Origin of the sequence: Caballeronia sp. INML2, assembly GCF_023631365.1 — a bacterium.
GTDB lineage: Bacteria > Pseudomonadota > Gammaproteobacteria > Burkholderiales > Burkholderiaceae > Caballeronia > Caballeronia turbans.
Genome location: NZ_JALQDH010000048.1, coordinates 46482 through 68239, shown reverse-complemented (window position 1 = coordinate 68239; position 21758 = coordinate 46482). Strand labels below are relative to the sequence as shown.

The 21758-nt window shown below is 63.0% G+C and carries 20 protein-coding genes and 1 tRNA gene; 7 read left to right on the top strand and 14 right to left on the bottom strand.

Annotation, left to right across the window (positions count from 1 at the left end; translation table 11 throughout):
* Window positions 1-11: 11 nt before the first annotated feature.
* On the top strand, window positions 12-1517 hold the full coding sequence (locus tag NCT32_RS17365; RefSeq protein WP_061115811.1) for an aldehyde dehydrogenase family protein: 1506 nt from the start codon (window positions 12-14) through the stop codon (window positions 1515-1517).
* 10 nt (window positions 1518-1527) lie between these two features.
* Window positions 1528-2742, top strand: coding sequence for a porin (locus NCT32_RS17360; RefSeq protein WP_086960626.1), 1215 nt, complete (start codon window positions 1528-1530; stop codon window positions 2740-2742).
* Between the two features lie 125 nt (window positions 2743-2867).
* Here the strand turns inward: NCT32_RS17360 and NCT32_RS17355 are convergent, their stop codons facing one another.
* The gene (locus NCT32_RS17355) at window positions 2868-3359 is read right to left on the bottom strand and encodes a nucleoside deaminase (protein ID WP_061116083.1); all 492 of its coding nucleotides are present in this window, start codon (window positions 3357-3359) and stop codon (window positions 2868-2870) included.
* Window positions 3360-3530: 171 nt separating this feature from the next.
* On the opposite strand from NCT32_RS17355, the gene NCT32_RS17350 reads away from it, so the two are divergent.
* The gene (locus NCT32_RS17350) at window positions 3531-3749 is read left to right on the top strand and encodes a hypothetical protein (protein ID WP_061115812.1); all 219 of its coding nucleotides are present in this window, start codon (window positions 3531-3533) and stop codon (window positions 3747-3749) included.
* A 103-nt stretch (window positions 3750-3852) separates the two neighbouring features.
* Here NCT32_RS17350 and NCT32_RS17345 read toward each other — a convergent pair.
* From NCT32_RS17345 to NCT32_RS17325, 5 genes are all read right to left on the bottom strand, one after another.
* Window positions 3853-3929, bottom strand: a tRNA-Val gene (locus tag NCT32_RS17345).
* A gap of 306 nt (window positions 3930-4235) precedes the next feature.
* Window positions 4236-5225, bottom strand: a complete 990-nt coding sequence (gene dhaK, locus NCT32_RS17340) for a dihydroxyacetone kinase subunit DhaK (RefSeq protein ID WP_061116084.1) — start codon at window positions 5223-5225, stop codon at window positions 4236-4238.
* A 22-nt stretch (window positions 5226-5247) separates the two neighbouring features.
* Window positions 5248-5877, bottom strand: a complete 630-nt coding sequence (dhaL, locus tag NCT32_RS17335) for a dihydroxyacetone kinase subunit DhaL (RefSeq protein ID WP_061115813.1) — start codon at window positions 5875-5877, stop codon at window positions 5248-5250.
* A 69-nt stretch (window positions 5878-5946) separates the two neighbouring features.
* Window positions 5947-7788, bottom strand: coding sequence for a glycoside hydrolase family 15 protein (locus NCT32_RS17330; RefSeq protein WP_061115814.1), 1842 nt, complete (start codon window positions 7786-7788; stop codon window positions 5947-5949).
* Between the two features lie 109 nt (window positions 7789-7897).
* Window positions 7898-8122, bottom strand: coding sequence for a hypothetical protein (locus NCT32_RS17325; RefSeq protein WP_061115815.1), 225 nt, complete (start codon window positions 8120-8122; stop codon window positions 7898-7900).
* Between the two features lie 137 nt (window positions 8123-8259).
* Here NCT32_RS17325 and NCT32_RS17320 point away from each other — a divergent pair, with 137 nt between their 5' ends.
* Complete coding sequence (locus NCT32_RS17320) at window positions 8260-9870, top strand: Na+/H+ antiporter (RefSeq protein ID WP_061115816.1); 1611 nt, start codon at window positions 8260-8262, stop codon at window positions 9868-9870.
* Window positions 9871-9875: 5 nt separating this feature from the next.
* Here NCT32_RS17320 and NCT32_RS17315 read toward each other — a convergent pair whose 3' ends face one another.
* Together NCT32_RS17315 and NCT32_RS17310 are read right to left on the bottom strand one after the other, a co-directional pair.
* Window positions 9876-11399, bottom strand: coding sequence for a hypothetical protein (locus NCT32_RS17315; protein WP_250477421.1), 1524 nt, complete (start codon window positions 11397-11399; stop codon window positions 9876-9878).
* A 399-nt stretch (window positions 11400-11798) separates the two neighbouring features.
* Window positions 11799-12587 (bottom strand): TerC family protein, encoded by a 789-nt coding sequence (locus NCT32_RS17310; RefSeq protein WP_061116085.1) that lies wholly within the window; start codon window positions 12585-12587, stop codon window positions 11799-11801.
* A 142-nt stretch (window positions 12588-12729) separates the two neighbouring features.
* Here NCT32_RS17310 and NCT32_RS17305 point away from each other — a divergent pair, with 142 nt between their 5' ends.
* Together NCT32_RS17305 and NCT32_RS17300 are read left to right on the top strand one after the other, a co-directional pair.
* Complete coding sequence (locus NCT32_RS17305) at window positions 12730-13611, top strand: LysR family transcriptional regulator (protein ID WP_061116086.1); 882 nt, start codon at window positions 12730-12732, stop codon at window positions 13609-13611.
* 94 nt (window positions 13612-13705) lie between these two features.
* The gene (locus tag NCT32_RS17300; protein ID WP_250477420.1) at window positions 13706-14116 is read left to right on the top strand and encodes an HPF/RaiA family ribosome-associated protein; all 411 of its coding nucleotides are present in this window, start codon (window positions 13706-13708) and stop codon (window positions 14114-14116) included.
* 10 nt (window positions 14117-14126) lie between these two features.
* Here the strand turns inward: NCT32_RS17300 and NCT32_RS17295 are convergent, their stop codons facing one another.
* The 3 genes from NCT32_RS17295 to NCT32_RS17285 all read right to left on the bottom strand — a co-directional run bounded on the left by NCT32_RS17295 (window position 14127) and on the right by NCT32_RS17285 (window position 16507).
* On the bottom strand, window positions 14127-15536 hold the full coding sequence (locus tag NCT32_RS17295; protein WP_086960628.1) for a hypothetical protein: 1410 nt from the start codon (window positions 15534-15536) through the stop codon (window positions 14127-14129).
* A 226-nt stretch (window positions 15537-15762) separates the two neighbouring features.
* The gene (locus NCT32_RS17290) at window positions 15763-16107 is read right to left on the bottom strand and encodes a DUF3574 domain-containing protein (protein WP_250477419.1); all 345 of its coding nucleotides are present in this window, start codon (window positions 16105-16107) and stop codon (window positions 15763-15765) included.
* Window positions 16108-16267: 160 nt separating this feature from the next.
* On the bottom strand, window positions 16268-16507 hold the full coding sequence (locus tag NCT32_RS17285; protein WP_061115818.1) for a hypothetical protein: 240 nt from the start codon (window positions 16505-16507) through the stop codon (window positions 16268-16270).
* Window positions 16508-16775: 268 nt separating this feature from the next.
* On the opposite strand from NCT32_RS17285, the gene NCT32_RS17280 reads away from it, so the two are divergent.
* Window positions 16776-17783 (top strand): hypothetical protein, encoded by a 1008-nt coding sequence (locus tag NCT32_RS17280; RefSeq protein ID WP_061115819.1) that lies wholly within the window; start codon window positions 16776-16778, stop codon window positions 17781-17783.
* Between the two features lies 1 nt (window position 17784).
* Here the strand turns inward: NCT32_RS17280 and NCT32_RS17275 are convergent, their stop codons facing one another.
* From NCT32_RS17275 to flhD, 3 genes are all read right to left on the bottom strand, one after another.
* Window positions 17785-20181 carry a DNA polymerase II gene (locus NCT32_RS17275; RefSeq protein ID WP_250477418.1) on the bottom strand — a complete coding sequence of 799 codons (2397 nt, stop codon included), beginning with the start codon at window positions 20179-20181 and terminating at the stop codon, window positions 17785-17787.
* Between the two features lie 163 nt (window positions 20182-20344).
* Window positions 20345-21007, bottom strand: coding sequence for a flagellar transcriptional regulator FlhC (gene flhC / locus NCT32_RS17270; protein WP_061115820.1), 663 nt, complete (start codon window positions 21005-21007; stop codon window positions 20345-20347).
* Between the two features lie 18 nt (window positions 21008-21025).
* On the bottom strand, window positions 21026-21343 hold the full coding sequence (flhD, locus tag NCT32_RS17265) for a flagellar transcriptional regulator FlhD (RefSeq protein ID WP_061115821.1): 318 nt from the start codon (window positions 21341-21343) through the stop codon (window positions 21026-21028).
* Between the last annotated feature and the right edge of the window lie 415 nt (window positions 21344-21758).

Below are 21758 nucleotides of genomic sequence, written 5' to 3'. Positions count from 1 at the left end.
GAGACACTGTGATGAATAACAGCCAGCATCTCGCGATGCTCGATTCGACGCGCACGTTCATCGCGTCGGCGCAGCAAATGTTGATCGACGGCGCATGGGTGAACAGCGCAAGCGGCGCCACGCTCGATGTGATCAATCCCGCCGATGGCGAACTGCTCGCCCGCGTCCCCAGTGCCGATGAGGCCGATGTGGATCGCGCGGTGCTTGCCGCACGTCGCGCATTCGACGACTCCGCATGGTCGCGCATGAAGCCGACTGATCGCGAACGCCTGTTGCTGCGGGTCGCCGATCTGATCGAAGCGAATGCGCGCGAGCTCGCGGAGATCGAGTCACTCGATAACGGCAAGCCGGTAACGGTCGCGCAAGGGCTCGATGTATCGATGGCCGCGCAATGCTTCCGTTATATGGCCGGCTGGGCGACGAAGATCGAGGGCAGCACGCTCGAAGCATCGATCCCGTATAGCCCGTCGAATGATTTCTTCGGTTATACGCGCAAGGAGCCGGTGGGTGTCGTCGGCGCGATCATTCCGTGGAATTTCCCGTTGTTGATGGCCTCGTGGAAACTTGCGCCTGCGCTTGCGACAGGCTGCACCGTCGTGCTGAAACCGGCGGAAGACACGCCGCTGTCCGCATTGCGCCTCGCGATGCTGATCCAGGAAGCGGGCATCGAGAAGGGTGTCGTGAATGTCGTTACGGGACTCGGCCGCACGGCAGGCGCGGCGCTCGCGCGTCATCCCGGCATCGACAAGATTGCGTTCACGGGTTCGACGCCGACCGGCAAGGCAATCGGTCACGCGGCGCTCGACAACATGACGCGCATGTCGCTCGAACTCGGCGGCAAGTCGCCGGTGATCGTGCTGCCCGATGTCGATATCGACAAGGCGGCGGAAGGCGTCGCCAATGCGATCTTTTTCAATTCGGGACAAGTGTGCACCGCCGGTTCGCGCGTCTACGTGCACGAGAAAGTATTCGATCGTGTGATGGAGCGCGTCGCGGCCATCGCTCAATCCTTGCCGATGGGGCCGGGCCTCGATGCATCGACGCAGATCGGTCCGCTCGTGTCGGCGCGGCAGATGGATCGCGTGCTCGGCTATATCGAAGCGGGACGCGATGAAGGCGCGCGTGCGATCGCGGGCGGTGCGCGCAAGGGGGGCGCGGGTTTCTTCGTGAAGCCGACCGTGCTCGTCGATACGGATCATTCGATGAAGGTGGTGCGCGAGGAAATCTTCGGGCCGGTGCTCGTCGCGATGCCGTACGACGATATCGACAGCGTGGTCGCGAAAGCGAACGACACGCCGTATGGACTCGGCGCGAGCATCTGGTCGAACAACCTCTCGGCGATTCACAAGCTCGTGCCGCGCATCAAGGCGGGCACCGTATGGGTCAATTGCCATTCGCTCCTCGATAACGCGATGCCGTTCGGCGGTTTCAAGCAATCGGGCTTCGGACGGGAGCTCGGACGCGCGGTGATCGACATGTACACCGAAACCAAGTCGGTGCTGATCAATTACGCGTGAGGACGCTCGCATGACAACTCGCACGATCGCGCGGCAACTCGTTTCGACGGCGGCGCTCGCCGTATGCGCGAGCGCATCGGCGCAAAGCACGGTGACGCTTTACGGAACCGTCGATGCCGGGCTGACCTACACGACCAATCAGCAGATCACCAGCGCCGACGGCAGCGTCGGTTCTGGGCATAACTTCGCATTTTCTGGCGGCAATCTCGTGCCTTCGCGTTTTGGATTTCTCGGCGTGGAAGATCTGGGCAGCGGCTTGCAAGCGAAGTTCAACCTTGAGAACAGCTTTTATACCGGAACAGGAGGCCTGGTTCAGGGTGGGGCGTTGTTCAATCGTCAGGCCTGGGTGGGTCTGGCGCACGAGCAATTCGGCACGTTGTCGCTCGGGCGTCAATACGATTCGTATTCGGATTTCCTCGGGCCTTATGTGTCGAGCAATTCATGGGCGACGCTTTACGGCTCGCACATCGGCGACGTCGACAACCTGAACGAAGCATTCAACTTCAACAACGCAATCAAGTACACGAGCCCCGACTGGAATGGCTTTTCTGTGGGCGGCACGTATAGCCTCGGTGGTGTCGCGGGTGACTTCGGGCAACGGCGCGGCTATTCGTTCGCAGCAGCTTATACGCGTCTGCCGGTCTCGATCAGTGCGGGCTATCTGAATCTGCACAATCCGCTCGATGCGGCTTTGGGTGGCGCAAACGGCTATATCGGCGATTTTGCCTGCTCCAATCCGTCAGCGCTCTATTGTCAACTACAGAATGCGGAAGCGCTGAAGGCTTATGGCGCGGGCGCATCGTATGCGATCGGGCCGGCGACCATCGCGCTGACCTATACGCATAGCCGCCTCGAGCATAGCCAGTACTTTGCCGATAGCGCCAATCCGCAGGGCCGCAATATTGCGTTCGATATCGGCGAAGTGAACCTGACTTACGCGGCTACGCCGTTTTTGCAACTGGGGCTCGCCTATATCTATAACAATGCGAAACCCGACGGCGGTTCATCGACGCGTTTTCATCAAGTGAACCTCGGCGCGAATTACGCACTTTCGAAGCGCACCGCGTTGTATGGTGTCGCCATCATGCAGAAGTCGGTGGGGGCGGGACTCGGTATCGATCCGGCAACGGGCGGGCCTGCGAATTACGCGCAGATTCCCAATCTGGCTAACTCGAACAGCGATCGACAACTGTCTGTGACGCTCGGCATACGGCATAACTTTTGAGTATTTCCGAGGGCGTGCGTCGACCCCGGCCGGGATGATTCCGCGCCGGGCTTTTTTGCTTGTGTCTTCGCGTGGATCGTTCAATCTTATGGATGCGCATCGGCTGCGGGCATTCCGATGAAGATCTACTGCTGAACGTTGGCCATTCGATAGCGCGCCACGTGAAGCGCCTTGATGCGTTCGGCGAACTCCTCGACGGGACCATCGACGACTGTATTTTCGATAACTTCCTGTATCGTCAGCGGACGCACACGCCCGGGTTGTGCGCCGAGTTCCGCACGCCAGCTCGTGAATTGCGCGGTTGACGCCGCATAGACGATGCGCCCCAGCCCGACCCACGCGTGCGCCGCCGCGCACATGGGGCAATGCTCGCCGGAGGTGTACACGACCGCGTCCTTGCGCTCCGCTTCCGGCACGTTCTGCGCCGCCCATTTCGCAATCGCGAATTCCGGGTGCCGCGTTTGATCGCCGTTGCTCACGCGATTGCGGTCTTCGAAAAGCACGCGCCCGTCCTTTGCGACGAGCATCGAGCCGAAGGGCTCGTCGCCGTTATCGAGCGCTTCCTGCGCCAGTTCGATGCAGCGGATCAGGTGCTTCTTGTCGGTATCGTCGATCATGGTGTGTCCTCCCTGGTTGACTGAACGATACACGGATGCTTCTGCGCTGCGCCAGCGGCGCATTTCCTTTCACATCTGGTGCGGTTCGAAAGCCTCGAACGAACGACTATGGCGGGCAGGGCGGTATAAAATCGGGATGTACTACTCTCGCGCTCCGATGCGCACGCCGCCATGGAAACTCCTTCGGGCAAAGAAGCCTCCCGCAAGCGGATGTCGCCCCGCATGCTCAATGTACTGACGGCACTCATCGGCATCGCTACGCTGGCGTTGGGCGTGGCGTGGCTGATCTATACGTGGATCGTCCATCTGGAAATCCCGTATTTCGCCATTCCACTCGTGCTCACGGTGCCGGTGATCGTCGCGGTGGCGTTCCGAAATTGCTGGGACTGACGCGCGGCCGAATCGCCGTTGCCACGCGGCTGCCAGAAAAGGTTGCGCGGAAATGAAAACGCACCGCGGCGATATAGATCGCCGCGGTGCGTCTGAATGTCGTTGGTAGGCTCGATTGGACTCGAACCAACGACCCCCACCATGTCAAGGTGGTGCTCTAACCAGCTGAGCTACGAGCCTACGGAAGCCGCGAATTATAGGGGAAACTTTCGCGTTGTGGGAGTTCTTGGGTGAAATTTTTTGATCCGGTTTTGGGAGGCGTTGTTCGACCTGGAACCGGTAGCCGACCGTCATCCCGAACGTTAAATTTATTTTACATAACACAAATTATCGTATTTTTCTGGTGTTGCGGCTTTATCCTAATGTCGTGTTCTGGCTATTTACAGATTCGGGTTGTTTACCGGTGGCAAGCTCGCGACTGTTCGCCCAGCGGGAGCCCGCCAATTCACCACGCAATCGCCCATCCGCAGCCCGTTCAACGCTTCCTCACATCCCCCAGCGCAACGCCGCCGTGTGCACCGGACTATCCCAATGCCTCGCCATCTCGTCATCGAGCGTGCAAAGCGTGATCGACGCTCCCGCCATTTCCAGCGACGTCGTCAGCGCGCCCACCTGAGAGCGCGCCACGCTCAACCCGCGCCAAGCGAGCCACGTCCGCGCCGCGTGATAGAGCAGATAAAGCTCCGACAACGGCGTGCCGCCGAGCCCATTGACGAGCAGAAGCAACGACGCATCCGCCGCTGGCTTCAGATCGTCGACGATCGCCGTAAGCAATTCATCCGCAATCGCGTTGGCGGTTTCGAACTTCGCCCGTCTGCGTCCCGGCTCACCGTGAATGCCCACTCCGATCTCGATCTCATCGTCGCCGAGCGTGAAGGTCGGCTTGCCCGCAGCAGGCACCGTGCAGCTCGAAAACGCCACGCCCATCGATGCAATCCGCGCCGTCACGCGCTCGCCGAACGCCCGGCACGCTTGCAGATCGGCACCGGTTTGCGCGAAGCTGCCCACGAGTTTCTCGACGATCACCGTGCCCGCCACACCGCGCCGTCCGGTCGTGAAGCTGGAGTTCTCGACGGCGACATCATCGTTGACGAGCACCGACGCATTCGGCATCTCGCACAGCTCGGACGCCATCTCGAAGTTCATCAGGTCCCCTGAATAATTCTTCACGATGAACAGCACGCCCGCGCCCGTATCCGCCGCCTGCGCCGCCGCCATCATCTGATCGGGCGTCGGCGATGTGAAGACCTGCCCGGGGCATGCGGCATCGAGCATGCCGTGTCCGACGAAGCCGCCATGCAACGGCTCATGCCCTGATCCGCCGCCCGAGATGATCGCGACCTTGCCCGGCTTCAGCACTCGGCGCACGATGTAGAGCGGATCGAAGTTGACCGTCACGAGATCCGCATGCGCCGCAGCGAAGCCCGCGAGGCTTTCAGTCAGGTAATCATCGACGCGATTGACGAACTTCTTCATGTCCGCTGCTCCATTTTTGTGGTCAGGCATCGCCTTGCGCGAGCCGCGCGCAGACCGCTTCGATCATGAGCTGGCTCGATCGCGCGCCCGGATCGACATGGCCGCGCGAGCGCTCGCCGAGGAACGACGCGCGCCCCTTCGTGGCGAGCATGTCGCGCGTCGCGAGCATGCTTTCTTCCGCAATGCGCGGCAGCGCTTCGAGGATCTCCTTCTTCGAAGCGAGCGCATCGGCCATCGCGGTGAAGCGTTCGGCGACAGGAATGAGCACGTCCATCATCGTCTTGCTGCCGATGCCCGTCTTGCCGCGCTGGCCCACGGCATCGACGCCCGCCGCGAACGCGCGCGCGACAGCGGCGACGCCGGCATCGTCGGTCGGTGTCTTCGCCATGCCTGTCAGCATCGAAAAGAAGAGCGGCCCGGACGAGCCGCCGACGGTCGACAGCACTTTCGTCGCTGCAAGCTTGAGCGCGGGCGCGAAGGACTCGCCTTCGATTTGCTCGCGCATGCCGGCGAGCGCCCCCATGCCGCGCAGCAGGTTGATGATGTGATCGCCGTCGCCGATCGCCTGATCGAGCGAGGCGATTTCATCGGCGTGTTCCTTGAGCGACGCATGCGCCGCGTCGATGCACGTCATGACCGTCTTGCCGTTCATCCCCTGCCCTCCGTTCATGCTCAGAGTGAGCTGAAAGGATACAGCGTCGCGACGGCTCGCGCAGACCGATCAGGTCCAGGGCACATGCACCCGATCGAGATTCCTGTCGAGCTGGTATGCCGCGCTGATGAGCGCGAGATGCGTCAACGCCTGCGGGAAATTACCGAGCGCCTCGCCGCTCGTCGCCACTTCCTCAGAGAAAAGCCCGACATGGTTCGCGTACGCCAGCATCTTCTCGAAGACGAGCCGCCCTTCGTCCACGCGTCCCGCGCGCGCGAGCGCCTCCGCATACCAGAACGAGCACGCGGAGAAGCCGCCTTCCGTGCCGGGCAAGCCGTCGAGTGTCGAACCGCGCGTGTAGCGGAAGATCAGCGGATCGACGCGCAACTCGCGACCGATTGCATCGAGCGTGCCGATCCAGCGCGGATCCTTCGGGCCGATGAAGCGCACGAGCGGCATCATCAGCGCAGAGGCGTCGAGCGTGGCGGAGCCCGGCGTCTGCACGAAGCTCCCGATGTCCTCGTTCCAGAACTGTTCGTGGATGTCCCGATGAATCTCGTCGCGCGTGCGGAACCAGATCGCGAGCGGCGCGGGCAGCGAGCGCTTCTCGGCGAGCCGCAGTGCGCGATCCAGCGTCACCCAGCACATCAGGCGCGAATGCAGGAGCGCGCGCGTGCCGTTGCGGAATTCCCAGATGCCGTTATCCGCCTCGCGCCAATGTTCGACGACGTAATCGACCGTGCGCGTCACATGCCGCCAGCCCTCGTACGAAATGGCCGCGCCGTACTTGTTGTAGAGGTAGACCGAATCGAGCAGCGCGCCGTAGACATCGAGCTGGATCTGATCGCGCGCCTCGTTGCCGACGACCATCTTTCCCGGCACTTCGCCCACGAGGCTCGTCAAGGCGCTTTCCGCGAGCGCGTCGTTGCCGTCGACCGAGTACATCACGCGCAACTTGCCGTGCGCGCTGCAATCGCGGCTGCGCTCGGCGATCCATTTCATGAAGCGCTCGGCCTCGCCGGTATAGCCGAGGCGCAAGAGCGCATACACGGAGAACGCGGCGTCACGTATCCAGGTGAAGCGGTAATCCCAGCGGCGCGAGCCGTCCTGCGCCTCGGGCAGGCCGAAGGTCGGCGCGGCGACGATCGCGCCGAATTCCTCCGAGCTCAAGAGCTTCAAGGTCAGCGCCGAGCGCAGCACGACTTCGCGATAGCGCCCGCGATACGTCGAGCGCGACGACCATGCTTTCCAGTAATCGATGGTGTCGGAGAGGATCGCATCGTGGTTCGCCTCGATGTCGGCGAGCCCGTCCGCCCCGCCGAGCGCGAAGCATGCGCAATCGCCCGCCTCGAATTCCAGCGTGGCGCGTGCGCCCTGCTCTTCGACGGCGAGCGGCACGTTCGCGATGAGGCGCAAGGGCGGCGAGCCGTCGGCGCAGATGAATTCGATGCCCTTCTCCACGGCATGCGCCGTGTGCTTCGCGCGCGCGTAGTCGAAGCGCGGGTCGCAGCGCACGTCGAGCGTCATGCGCCCGAACACGAGCCGCACGATGCGCAGCACGCAGTTCGGCACCTCATCGGCGCGGGCGGCATTCGATGCGACCGGCATCAGATCGAGCAGCTCGCACACGCCCTCGTCGGTCATGAAACGCGTGAGCAGCACATTCGTTTCGGGCAGATACATCTGCTTGACATTGGCATGCGGCGCGCGCGGCGTGATCGAGAAAACGCCGCCACGCTCCTCATCGAGCAGCGCGGCGAAGAGCGTGGGCGAGTCGATGCGGGGAAAGCACATGAAGTCGATCGCGCCGCACAGCGACACGAGCGCGGCCGTCTTCATGTTGCCGATCATGCCGCGCCCATCGACGAGCAACGCGGCGGCGTGTGGAACCTTCTGGGGATGGTGTCCCATCGCGATGTGCTCCCGACGAGCTTTGTTGGCATCGTCAGGCGGCGAGCAAGTCATATTCCTGTCGTGCGCGACAGGTTCGGTGCCTGTGACAAAGAATGGACGCCGCGTGTCAGCGCGCGGCGGTTCGATCGCCCTGCGTCGATTCGGGCGGTTTCGGCGCATTCCCGAAGTTCGCCGCGCTCGCCCCGCCGTCTTGCGCGGCGAGCGCGGAGGGCGTCGGCACGGGCGCATCCGCATGACGCGATCTGCCGAAGCTCGCGATATACAGCACGGCCGCCACGGCAACGCCTACCAGCACCGCCGCCACCGCCACGCCCGACGACTTTCGTCTCATTTTCACTCCCTTTCGGATACGATGACCGCGGCTCGCCGCCCGGCCCCGCGTCGATCGTAGCAGCGCCATGCGTGGCGCCTGCGTGGGGCGCCGCGCATTTCGGCATAAGAACTCAACGCAACCCGAGGAAAAAATTCATGCACGCCGCCACGGCATTCAATCTGGTGCTCGTCTCGCTGATCGCGATCATCGCGCTCGAAGTGCTCGCCAAGCGCTTGCGGCTGCCGCCTGCGGCCGCGCTGCTCGTCGGCGGCGTCGCGATGGCGTTCGTGCCGGGCTTGCCGCACATCGAACTCGACCCGGAGCTCGTCCTCGTCGTGTTCCTGCCGCCGCTCCTCATGTACGGCGCGTACTTTTTCGTGTGGGACGACTTCAAGCGCAATCTGAGCGGGATCCTGCTGCTTGCGATCGGCGCGGTGGCCTTCACGACGCTCGTCGTCGGCATCGCGGTGCATCTCGTCGTGCCCGAGCTGCCGTGGGCCGCGTGCTTCGCGCTCGGCGCAGTCGTCTCGCCGCCCGATGCGGTCGCCGCCAAGGCCGTGCTCGAGCGCGTCGCGTTGCCGCGTCGCCTGATGGTGCTGCTCGAAGGCGAAAGCCTGCTCAACGATGCGGCCGGCCTCGTGCTGTTCCGCTTCGCGCTCGTCGCCGCGATGAGCGGCGTGTTCAGCGCGCCGCGCGCCGCCGCGAGCTTCGCGGGACTGGCCGTTGGCGGCGTCGTGGTCGGGATCGTCGCGGGCTTCATCGCCGTCAGGATCATGCGCGCGCTCGAGGACGACTATCTCGTCATCACCACGTCGATGCTCACGTCATGGGTCAGCTATATCGCGGGCGAAGAGCTCGGCGTGTCGAGCGTCATCGCGACGGTCACGTGCGGCATGGTCGTCGGCTGGCATCAGCACGAAGTGTTCACGGCGGCGCAGCGCATGCGCGGCACGGCGTTCTGGCAAGTCGTCGTGTTCGTGCTGGAGGCGCTCGTCTTCGTGTTGATCGGCTTGTCGCTGCGCGGCATCGCCGTGCGGCTCGGCGGCGTCGGCGATGCGTTCTCGCTGCTCGGGCCTGCGACGGCCGCGGTGATCGCCGTCGTGATCCTGTCGCGCTTCGTATGGGTGTTCGGCGTCGAGGCGGTGAAATGGATCGCGTGGTCCGTCACCGGACGCAAGCGCGCGGACGCCGACGAAGCCGGCGTCGCCGTTCCCGACTGGCGCGCCGCTACCGTCGTGAGTTGGGCCGGCATGCGCGGCGTGGTGACGCTCGCCGTCGCGCTCTCCTTGCCCGAGACGATGCCTGGCCGCGATCTCATCCTGTTCGCCGGCTTCGCGGTGATCCTCGTCACCGTGCTTCTGCAAGGCGCGACGATCGGCCCGCTCATCGCCCTGCTCTCGTTGACGCGCGGCCATGAGCGCTCGTCGCGACATCTCACCGAACCGCAGGCATGGGCGCGCATGGAGTCGGCGCAACTCGCCGCGATACAGCCGCTCGTGCACGACGCCGACGGCAATGTGATCCATCCGCGTCTGCTCGAGCAATACACGTATCGCGCGGGGCTCACGCAGCGTTTTCGGGACATGGAGGAATTTCCGACGGACGCGCGTCACGCGCATTACGACGTCGTGCTCGCCGCCATCGCGGCCGGGCGCGCGGAGCTGCTGCGCATGCATCGTTCCGGGGAGATTCACGATGAGCTGCTGCATTCGCTGGAGCACGACCTCGATCTACAGGAGATCATCGCGCTCCATTCACGCGGTTGAGCGCGCTACTTGCCGCTATCGCGCGCATGCGACGGCGCGACGAGCGGCGTCTCGCCGGCTGATTCGTCGCACTGCATCCACGCATAAGCGGTGAGCTTCGCGCGCGCGTTGTTCCTCAGGCGAATGAGCCATTCGCCCGCCGCCGCGCGGCGCATGCCGCTGCGCGCGGCGGTCGGCGCGAGCGCGACGAGGATCATGTGCCCGTCGCCGCGCGCACCCCGGCCGAGATGCACGACGGTGCAGATCGCTTCGCCGCCACGCGTGTATATGCCGATATCGCCTAGCGTGAGCCAGGCGCTCGCGATCCCGTCGGGCGGCACGATCTGCACGTCGACAGCGGGCGCGCCGGCATCGCTCGAGCACCAGATCTCGGCGAGGCTCGGCGCTGCGGAATGCGCACGCACGGGCCAGCGCAACGCCGACTCCGCGCGATCCTCGATCGTCAGCGCCCCGCGGCAGTGCGACAGATCGACATTGCCCGATGGAAGCACGACAGAGCAGGCGCCGGTATCCATTAACTCGTCGAGCGCGCTTTCGATGAGCGAACTGCCGTCCTGCTGCCACGCGACATTGCCGGCGTTCAGGCTGACGAGCGCATGACACTTCGCGCCGCCAATGTCCTGTGCGCGCTGCACGACATAGCGGACGGCGTCGAGCACTTCGGCATCGGGACAGGGGCCGAACGCGTTGCGCATCGTGCGGCAGCGTCGTTTGAGCTGTACGCCGATCATCGGCAAGGGCGCATCGCGAATGCCATCGACATGGACATCGCCAGGCTCGGCGCGCGAAGAATGGCAGCCCGCACGCTCGGCGACCGGCGGGCCGTCATGCGCGAAACGCATGACGTGTGCGCCGCCCGCCGTTTGTGCTGTTTCGGCATGAAGGCGTGCATCGTTCAACATCGCGTCCATCTGATGTTTGAGCCATTCGCTCCCGTAGCCTAGACCGGCTGCCGGTTCGGCCGCATCGTTCTGATCCCAGAAACATCGAAAGCGCGTGCGCGTGCCGGCTGCATCCTCCGAGAATCGCGCATGCGTGAACGCGATATCTTCATCGCATACGCCGACGATCGCGTGACCCAACCCCTCGCGCAGGGGCGCATGCACGGCCGGCGCTCGATCCACCGGTGCATCGACGTGCGACGTGATGACCAGCGCTTCCGTGAAGCGTTCGAACTTGCCCGCGAGGTCGGTGTGCAGATGCGCGTAGAACTCGCGCGTCACGTGAGCCGTGCAGAAGCGCGTGGCCTCGAGCGTGGCGGGCGGATCGCGATAGAGCGCGGACATCCAGATCCAGTGCTGCCAGCCGTTGCGCTCGATGGTCTGCGCGAACTGCTGCGCAGTATCGCCGCCCTGCTTCATCTCGATGGCAATCGGCACACGGCCGCTCGGCATGCCGCCCAGGTCGCGATAGTGCGTCGCGTGAGCCCACACGATATATGGATCGATCCGCGCGACGGATGCGAGCGCCTGCGGCGCGATGGGCTCGAACCCCTCGCTCACCGTGCCGATCTCCCAATGCGGACTCATGCTTCCCTCCTGTCGCCTGCGTTCCGCAGAAGCGAGGCCGCGGGTATTGGCCTGATTCATCGCACGCAGGTTCTTCTTATGTTTTCTGTCGATGATTGATCGCGGTGTCCGCGACGCGCGATTTCATCGGTGGATATTTCGGGAACCGAAAGGAATCGGGCGTGCGCTATCGCATAACGTAGTCACTTGCCGTGCGAGAAGCAAGCCGAATTCCCGCTTGCAACGAGGCGAACCGAGGGGCGGCGCACAGTGAGGCGAAGGCGCGTGAAGGTTCGTTTCATAGCGGGAAGCGTGGCGAATTTCTTCAGTTGCTTCAGGCTGATAGCGCGCCGCTCCCCTGTTTGTGCACAGGTTTGTGCACGGAAACTGTGGATAAGCGCGGCGCGCGCCGATCGAAGGTCAACCGGACGCACCGTCCAGATGCGCACGGTTTTCCGTCTGCACATTCGCCTCCCGCTTGCCCTTCACGCGCCGTGCAAACAGATTCAACCCTTCGACGAATCCGGCAAATCCCATCGCCGCGTAAATGTAGCCCTTCGGCACGTGCGTTCCGAAACCCTCGGCTATCAGCGTCATCGCGATCACGAGCAGGAACGAGAGCGCGAGCGTCACGACCGTCGGATTGCGTTCGATGAAGCGCGAGAGCGGTTGCGCGGCGAAGAGCATCGTCGCGACGGCGAAGATGACGGCGATGAACATGATCGGCAGGTGATCGGTCATCCCGACCGCCGTGATGATGCTGTCCACGGAAAACACGAGGTCGAGCAGCAGGATCTGGCCGATTGCCGACCACGCTGTCATGCTGCCGAGACTCGACGCGACACCGGGCGTCTCGTCGTGATCCTTCCTGACGTGATGGTGCATCTCCTTGGTCGCTTTCCAGACGAGGAACAGGCCGCCCGCGAGCAGGATGAGGTCACGCCACGAAAACGCATGCTCGAACACGGAGAACACCGGCGCAGTCAGCTGCGCAATCCACGCGACCGTGCCGAGCAGCGCGAGCCGCATCACGAGCGCGAGCATGATGCCGATGCGCTGCGTGCGCGCTCGTTGCGCGACGGGCAGCTTGTTGCTGAGAATGGAAATGAAGACGAGATTGTCGATGCCGAGCACGACTTCCATCACGATCAGCGTGACGAGGGCGGCCCACACGGCGGGATCGGCGGCAAGCGAGAGAAGATATTCCATGAGTGCGGACAGGTTGGATTGAAGACGTATCGCGCCCATGATCGACTCATCGCACGATCGAAAAAATCAGCGATAATCGAATCGATACTTCGGCTTTTTCGAAGTGTCGAATATCAACCGAAACGGCGAGGACGCGCGACTCATGCTCAACTATCGACATTTGCATTACTTCTGGGTCGTCGTGAAGGAAGGCGGGTTTGCGCGCGCGGCGGAGCGGCTCGATATGGCGGTTCAGACCATCAGCGCTCAGGTGCGCGAACTGGAAAAATCGCTCGGGCATCAATTGCTCAAACCGGCCGGACGCGGCGTCACCATGACCGAGGCGGGACAGGTTGCGTTCGCACGCGCCGAGGAGATCTTCCAACTCGGCCAGTCGATCCAGGACGAAGTGCGGGAGGCGGCGAGCGGCACGCTCGCACGTCTTGCCGTCGGGCTGTCGGACGGCATTTCGAAGCTCGCCGCACATGCGCTGCTTGCGCCGGTACTCGACAATCCCGCGCTGCGCCTGCTCTGTCACGAAGGCGAAACGGACGAACTGCTCGCCGAACTCGCGCTGCATCGGCTCGATCTGGTGCTCGCGAGCCATCCGGCGCCGCACAATCACAATTTGCGCCTCACGAGCGAGCGGCTCATCGCTTCGCCTGTAGATTGGTACGGGCCGGCTTCCATCGTGCGCAAGAGCGCGATCGATCACTTCCCGGAGAGCCTCGCCTCGCTGCCCATTCTTCTGCCGACCGGGCATTCGTCGCTGCGCGCGCGGCTCGATCGCTGGCTGGAGACGCAAGGCATCGTGCCGCGTATCGTCGGCGAATTCGAGGATAGCGCGCTGATGGCCGTGTTCGGCGCACGCGGTCTGGGCGTGTTTCCACTCGCGGAATTCGGCGCGGGCGATGCGCCGCTGCTGCGCGGCCTGCGCTGGCTCGGCCGCTCGCCGGACGTGAAAGAGGAAGTGCATGCGATCGTATCGCGGCGCGGGCGGCATCATCCGTTGACGCAGCAGGTTCTTTCACACGCCGGGGCGTGACTTCGGTTTTTTCGAAGCTTGCGTCCCGTTGGTTCTGCTTTTTCGTGACACGGCGACGCCTTACGCTGATCTCACGTTCAACAAGGAGGCGTCAATGAAAGTCCTGTTCAAGTCCCGCGATCCCGAAGCCATTGCGATGCACGCGCTCGCGAAGGCCCGCAGCGAATTCGTCTTTCGGCGCCTCGCGTGGCTGATTTCAAAGGCGACCGTCAGCTTGTCCGACATCAACGGGCCGCGCGGCGGCGTCGACAAGCGCTGTCAGGTGGAAGTGCAACTGAATCGGGAAAACAAGGTCGTGGCGACCTCGATCGCGCGCGACTGGCGCGGAGCGATCGATCTCGCACTCGCTCGCGCCGTGCGCACGCTGGTGCGCAGGCGTGAGAACATCAAGCCGACGCGCCGGGTCCCCGCGCGCGGCTTCGCGTGGAATCTCGCGCAGGAGCCTGTGCTACAGGAGGCGGTCGATCCGCGCGAGCGTCTCCTGAGGAAAATGGCCGGCGCATAAGCCTCGAATATCAGGCTGGCGTGTGGATCGCGAGCAGCGTGCGCGGAATCGCGGCAGGCGCCGCGCGCGTCGATTCCCGTTCGATGACTTCGAAGCCGCCGTCCGGCACGGCGTTCATCGACATATACAAGGTCCGCATTTCGGCACTCAGGCCGTGGAAATGGCACAGGAACGTGGTCCGGTCGGCGTAGTACCACGGTGTGTTGAGATCCCTGAAGCTGACGAGTTCCGGCGAGTCCATTTCGGGACACAGGCCGTGCGCGATCAGTTGCTCCATGAATATGTACTGGTCGCCGTGACTCGAGAACGTGTACTTGACGTCTTCGATCTCATGCACCTTCGCGAGCACGGCATCGAGCGCGCGGGCGTTTTCTTCCGTGTTGCGAAAGCCCATCACGCCCGAGTTGAATCGCCAGCCGCAGATGTCCGCTGTCAACACGCGCTCGCGCCCTTCAGTGAACTTCTCGAGCTTCACGGTCTGATTCATCGCGATGATATCCGCGTCCATCCAGAAGACCCATTCGTGCTGCGGCAGATACTTCTTCAGCAGGAACGGCTTGGCCCAGTTGCCGCAGGCGTCACGCCCGAAATCCGGCGGCACGTCGCGATGCACGTACAGCGTATAGCCATGCTGCTCGCAATACGCGCGCATGCTCGCTTCGCCGAAGCGCGCATAGCTCGCGATGTTCGGCGTATAGAGCATCACGACCGCAATGGGGCGCCCCGGCTGATACACGGAAAGCGACTCATGCATATCGCTCGACAGCGGCGCCGCGCTTTCGAAAACCCGCAACTCGCCCGACGCGTGGCACGCATTCACATGCCGTGCAAACATGGCGCGCCAGAGCGGGCCGTACTTGCTGTAAAGACGCGGCGTGTAGACGAGCGAGACGGCGGTGATTTCCCTGCCGCACAGGTCCGGGTGCTGGCCCGACCACATCGACGCGACAGGAACCACGCCGTTCAGATCCTCCCAGTCGGGCACGGTCGGCAGGTTTTCGAGCAAGACTTCCTCGGTGACGAATTTGCCGTATTCGAAGTATCCGCGGCATTGCGCGGCGAGTCCGCGCGCGACGCGGCGGTTCTCTTCCGTGTTTCTCAGCACGAACATTTCGGTGTTCACGCCGAAATGTCCTCGGGTCAACAGGACGTCGCGGCCGGCCATGATCTGGTCGAAGTCGTGAAAGCGAAGGAACAGCGCGTTTTCCGTGGCAAAGATGACCAGTTCCCCCTCCTCAGCCTCCCGCAACATGTCGCTCACCAACTGGTACTTGTAGAGCGTGCGCAGCTCGATCGAATCGACGCAACTCGACATCGCCTCGAAGCGATGTTTCACGTTCATGCGGCGGCAATATTCATCGTGGTTGTCGCGCGATGCAGCGGCGTTGCGATCGGAGAAACAACTGACCAGGGTCACCATGGGGTTTGACAATCGAAGGTGGAAATCGGGGTAAAGGCATGCGGGCCGTCTGCCAGCATGAAGTGTGCGAGGATATCCGGCCTGGTTCGCGTGCTTGTAAATTATTGAGTCAACCGCGAGGATCGACGTTAAGAACTGGTCGATTTCAGGAGTTTTTGAGGCAATTCCGAGGCGCCGCGTGGCGCGCAATCGGACGGTCGAACCGGCTGGCGCGTGATAACGATTTCTAAAAAGAGGCACACGCCATATGTCGCAGGCGCAGCGTCGATTCCTGCTCGAAGCGTGCGCGATAGAGCTCGCGAATTTCGCCGATGGCCTCATTGCTCGCTTTGTCGTCCGGATGGGCGAGGCTCAACACCCAGGTCGATTCGTGCACCATCGAGCCATCCGCCGCGCGCCATTGACCGCTCGCGCGCCATGTCGTGAAGCCTTGCGGGAAGCGCGGCGTGACGTCGGTGCGCAGGAAGTCGTCGAATTGTTCGGGCGTGACGAGGTCCGTCGGCTTTGCGGTTCCGAAATAGATGAGCTCATTTGCGACGTGCAACTCGCCCGTCGCGCACGTTTCTTTCATCGGCGTCGCGCAGGCCGGAAGCATCGTCGTGAGTATCAACAGCGAAAGAGTTCGACGCCTGAACATGACGGCATGGAATGAACGAAGTGCTCCGTGTCAAAAGCGGCGCGCGCGGTCCCAGCCAAGCCGCACGCGGGCGACGCCCGCGCTCAACGCTTTTTCAACCCGGCACCGCGACGCGCGGCTCCCGCGCCGTCGGACGGCCGTCGAGCTCCGCCTTGCCGCACTCGATGGCGAAATTTGCGGCGGCCTGCGCCGTCGGAAACGCGCGAAGCGGCCCGATCGCGCGCCGCACGCCGCCGGGCCGCTCTATCAGCAGCGTCGCCAGGAATTCGCCGGACACGTGCCGGATGATGACCGAAAGCTCACAGCCTCGATATTCGATTGGAGTGGAGTCCACCGCTGACCTCGCTTGCTGAATTCATTGCCGGGATGGAATCAATCTACGCAAGCTGAACGAAAGACGTAACCCCGCGTGTGAGTGGCTGCGAACGTAGGCCGAGCGAATGTCGGTCGGGGGCGACGGCGCCGCAGACGCGCAAACGTTTTCCGTCACGCTCGACTGGATAAGAACGACTCCGATTTCTGCACGAACTCTCTTAAATCGGTATCCTGCTCGAACAGGCCTATACGAAAGATGCCGGACCCTCCCGAATCCGACCTCGCCGATGACAACCGCCAGCAATGAACGCAGTTGCAAGACCGCCGCCGCCTGGCTGATCGCGTGCGCGGCACTCGCCATCGCGACCAGCACGGCTCACGCTCAGGAGTTCTCCTTGCTCGCCGGCCCGCTCAGGAGCAACGGCCACAACACCTATTCCTGGGAAGCCAGCTATCGTGAAGGGCTCGGGCGCTATGCGGCCTGGAGTTTTTCCTGGCTGAACGAAGGCCATATTCCCGACCATCATCGTGACGGGCAAGCCTTCCAGATCTGGGGGCGCGTGCCGCTCTGGAATGACCGGCTGGAATTGTCGGCGGGTGCGGGGCCGTATCGCTATTTCGATACGAGCCAGGCGCAGGCCGGCGGAGACTATTCGAACACGCACGGCTGGGGCGGCATGTTCACGCTGCGCGCAGCGTATTACTTCGATAACCGCTGGATCGCGGAGATGAAGCTGAACCGTGTGCAGGCGTTCGGCGGCCCCGACACGACCGCGCTGCTCTTCGGCATCGGCTATCAGCTCGACGCGCCCGAAGGACGCGGTTCGCGCGCGCGTCCCGTGCCGCGCACGACGAACGTCACCAGCAACGAAGTCACCGTGATGCTCGGCACGACGATCCTGAACAGCCCCGACTCGGAAACGAATCTGGCTGAAAGCATCGAGTACCGGCGTGGACTGTGGCATTACGTCGATTTCACCGCGTCGTATCTGCACGAAGGCGGACACTCGCAGTCGCGCCGCGATGGCGTCGCGGCCCAGCTATGGGCGACCCGCGCATTCTTCGACGACAGGCTCACGCTCGGCGTCGGCGCGGGACCGTATCTGTCGATCACCCAAAACGACGACCTGCCGCAAAACCGCACCGGCGATGGCCGCTTCTCGGGCCTCGTGTCGGTATCGGCGAGCTACCGGTTCACGGATCGCTGGCTCGCGCGCGTCACGTGGAACCGGATGGTCACGCGTTATGACCGCGATGCGGACATCATCGAGGCGGGTTTCGGCGTGCGCTTCTAACCTAGAACAGCTCTTTCTGGCCGGACATCAGCGCGATGAAGTCGTCGCGCAAGAACGGCAGGATGCCGTCCGCGACCGGCTGAAGCTGCTTGCTCACATAGTGCTCGTAATCGATCGGCGCGTGGCGCGCCTCGACCGGCTCGGGACCGGCCGTCGTCATCACATAACTGATCCAGCCGCCGTTCTGATATTGCAGCGGACGGCCGGCCCGCGCGTTGTGTTCATCGGCGATGCGCGCGGCGCGCACGTGCGGCGGCACGTTGCGCTGATAGTCGCCGAGCGTGCGGCGCAGTCGCTTGCGATACACGAGCAGTTCGTCCAGCTCGCCGCGCCGCGTGCGCCCGACGTAATCGCGCACATACGCTTCATACGCCTCGCCCTTGAAGACGCGCATGTAGAGCTCGCGCTGAAAGCGCTGTGCGAGCGGCGTCCAGTCGGTGCGCACGGTTTCGAGGCCTTTGTAGATGATTTCCTCGCTGCCGTCCGCGCGCATCGTCAGTCCCGCGTAGCGCTTCTTGCTGCCCTCTTCCGTGCCGCGGATCGTCGGCATCAGGAAGCGCCTGAAATGCGTTTCGAATTGCAGTTCGAGTGCGCTGTCGAGTCCGAAGGCGTCGTTCAGATGCTCGCGCCAGTATTCGTTCACATGCGCGACGAGCGCCCGGCCGATGCGCGCCGCGTCGTCCTCGTCGCGCGCGCGCCGCAGCCACACGAAGGTCGAATCCGTATCGCCGTAGATCACGCTGTATCCGCGCGCCTCGATCAGCTCGCGCGTGCGATGCATGATTTCGTGACCGCGCATCGTGATCGACGACGCGAGGCGCGGATCGAAGAAGCGGCAGCCGCTCGATCCGAGCACGCCGTAGAACGAGTTCATGATGATCTTGAGCGCCTGCGACAGCGGCTTGTTGCGCTGCCGTTTCGCCGCTTCCCGCCCTTCCCACACTTGCGCGACGATCGCGGGCAGGCAATGCGTGTCGCGGGAAAAGCGCGCGCCGCGAAAACCCGGCACCGTGTCGGCGTCGTCCGGCATGGCCGTGCCTTGCGCGAGCCCGGCCGGATCGATCAGAAACGTGCGGATGATCGACGGATACAGGCTCTTGTAGTCGAGCACCAGCACGGAATCGTAAAGGCCGGGGCGCGAATCCATCACGAAGCCGCCGGGGCTCGCTTCCTCCGGCACATCGCCGAGATTCGGCGCGACATAGCCGAGCCGGTGCATCCGCGGCATATACAGATGCGTGAACGCCGCAACGGAGCCGCCGCTGCGGTCGGCCTGCAGGCCCGTGACGGTCGCGCGCTCCAGCAGAAACGGCAGCAGCTCGGTCGTCTCGAAAACTTTCGTGACGAGTTCGCAGTCGCTCAGGTTGTAATGGGCGAGCGCGGGCTTGTCTTCCTTGAAGCGTCGCTCGATCTCGTCCATGCGCGCGTACGGACTGTCGATCGCCTTGCCTTCGCCCAGCAGCGACTGCGCGACGTATTCCAGGCTGAACGACGGAAAATTCCACGTCGCCGAGCGCAACGCCTCGATGCCGTCGATCACGAGCCGTCCTGCGATCGACACGAAGAAGTGATTGCGCTTCATGCCATGCTCGCGCCATTCGACCGGGCTGCCATCGCGGCCGAGCGTGAGGGGCACGCCGTAGTCGTCGGCGTGTCGCTGGAGAATGCGCAGGTCGAACTGCACCACATTCCAGCCGATGATCGCGTCCGGATCATGATCCGCGATCCACGCGTTGAAACGGCGCAGCATCTCGGCGCGGCTTTCGCAATAATCGAGCACGAAATCGGTTGGCCCGTACACGCCGTTCGGCGGACCGAGCATGTAGACCTGACGCGCGCCGCAGCCTTCGAGCGCGATCGAATAGAGATCGCCTTTCGCGCTCGTTTCGATATCGAGCGACACGACTTTGAGCGACGGCCGGTAATCCGGCGCGGGCTTCAGTTCGCTGGAAATGTAGCCGTCGCCTTCGACCTCTTCGGCGCCTTCGAACGACACCGGCGCCGTGATGAACCGCTCCATCAGGTAGCGTTCATGAGGGCGGATATCGGCTTCGAATACATTGACGCCGGCGCTTCTGAGGTTCTTCTCGAGCGCAAGCAACTGACGATAGTGCGGGCAGTAGAGGCCGAGTACCGGCTTCTGGCGAAAATCCCTGAGCGGCAATTCACGCAGATAGGCGTCCCGCACGCCGGCGACGATCGGCTCGGCCTTCGCACGATCCTCCGCGCGAATGAACGCGACGCTCGTCTGTAACGCGATGCGGATTTTTCTCGGGCCGTCATCGGTGGCGAGCCAGAAATCGACTTCCGTCCCGGCCGCGGTGTCGCGCCAGTGCCGAGTCAGCAGAAAACCCTGTTGTGCGGAAGCCAAGCCGATATCTTCGAGAACGCGTGCCATCGAAGCATTTTACTTGGCGGCCAAACAAAAGAGCCCGGCGCACCAATGGCTCCGGGCCCACGAATTCGGGAAAGCGAAAGAGAAGTAAAACACGGTAGCGGCAAGCCGGTCATCCACCATCCTCGCGGATAGTCCCCGGAGGATGGCCAGCGGCCGCTACCGCCTAAGCAGCCTGTGCGACCAGGCTTGCCCGTTGCGGCTGCAACGCCGCCACGTTACCGAGTGCCGTGTGCTCCGCATGCTCCGGCACTTCGTTCTTCGACATCACTACCTCCAGCGCGGCTTCTTGACTGGCCTGTTTCGCGGCCGCCGCTTTCTTGGTCTTCCCCGCGCGTGACGGCGGCTGGCAGGCCCCGCACACCACGTTGTTCTGCAAATCATGTTTGTGTGCGACGAACTTCCCGGTGCAGCGGCAGCAGGGTGTCATCTGCAGCATGCCGGCGTCGAAAAAGCGCACAAGAGTCCAGGCCCGCGTAAGGTCGAGTACCGCCTCGGCGCCGCTATGGGTGCAGTGCTCGAGGTACAGCCGATACCCTTTGGTCAACGCATCGAGATGCGAACAGCCAGCTTCGTTCTTCAGGAACGTATAGGTGTTATAGAAAAGCGATGCGTGGATATTGGCGAGCCACGTCATGTACCAGTCGGCCGAGAACGGCAGCATGCCCTTCGGCGGCGATACCCCCTTCACTTCGCGATAGAGGCGAATCATGCGATCGCGCGAGAGCGTGAGTTCGCTCTCCAGCACTTGCATGCGCGCGCCGAGCTCGATCAGCGCAATTGCGCGGAACACTTCCTGGGCGTCTTCGGTGAGGCTCTTCTTCAGCATGGCTCGCTCCGTCGTCCCTTAAGCGAACTGTTCGGCCGGCTGGCCAGCCAGCAGGATCGCCGCGTGCGTCGGCGCGATGTCCGCGTTCTTCGCGGGTTGCGTCAAGGCCGACAGCATCGTGTGATCGTTGAAGCGGAAAGCGCAAAGCAGGTTATCCGACGACGCGAGCTTGACGACCTGCGCGAGCGTGAGGCCTGCGAGCAGATCGGCGAGTTCCGCCGACAGACCGAGCCGGAACATGCCGATGGCCCGGTCCTCGCGCAAGAGACGCTGCGCGAGCATGATGTAAGACAAGTTGATTTCCCGGATTGATTCCAGCGTTTCGCGACCGTTCATGGTTGCAACTTCCAGTAAATCCCCGAATTTCCCGCCGGCTTTTTGCCGATATCTTTTTTGTGCCTCACCGAGCTAGTTCTGCCCGGCTACGTACTGCGTAATCTTTGTTTCAGTGCGTTACATCTTGTAACAACCACTGTGAAACGGATTCTAAGTACGGTCTGAATCTAAAGCAAGCGGTCTCAATAATATTTTGTTGCAAACAACACTTTAGATCGGTAATTGTTTCAGTCAGGTCATTTCAACCGACTCTACCGCTCACGCTCTATTCATCTTATGTTTGAGGCGTTTGGTTGGCCAAGCTGGGTTTTGGTCGGAATAATCGCCTGCCGCCAGCAATAACGGGGGATTGCCGGAGTCGGTTGACGTCTTGAGGCGCTATTTTTGCGATGATCCATCAGACGAAAAACGCAAA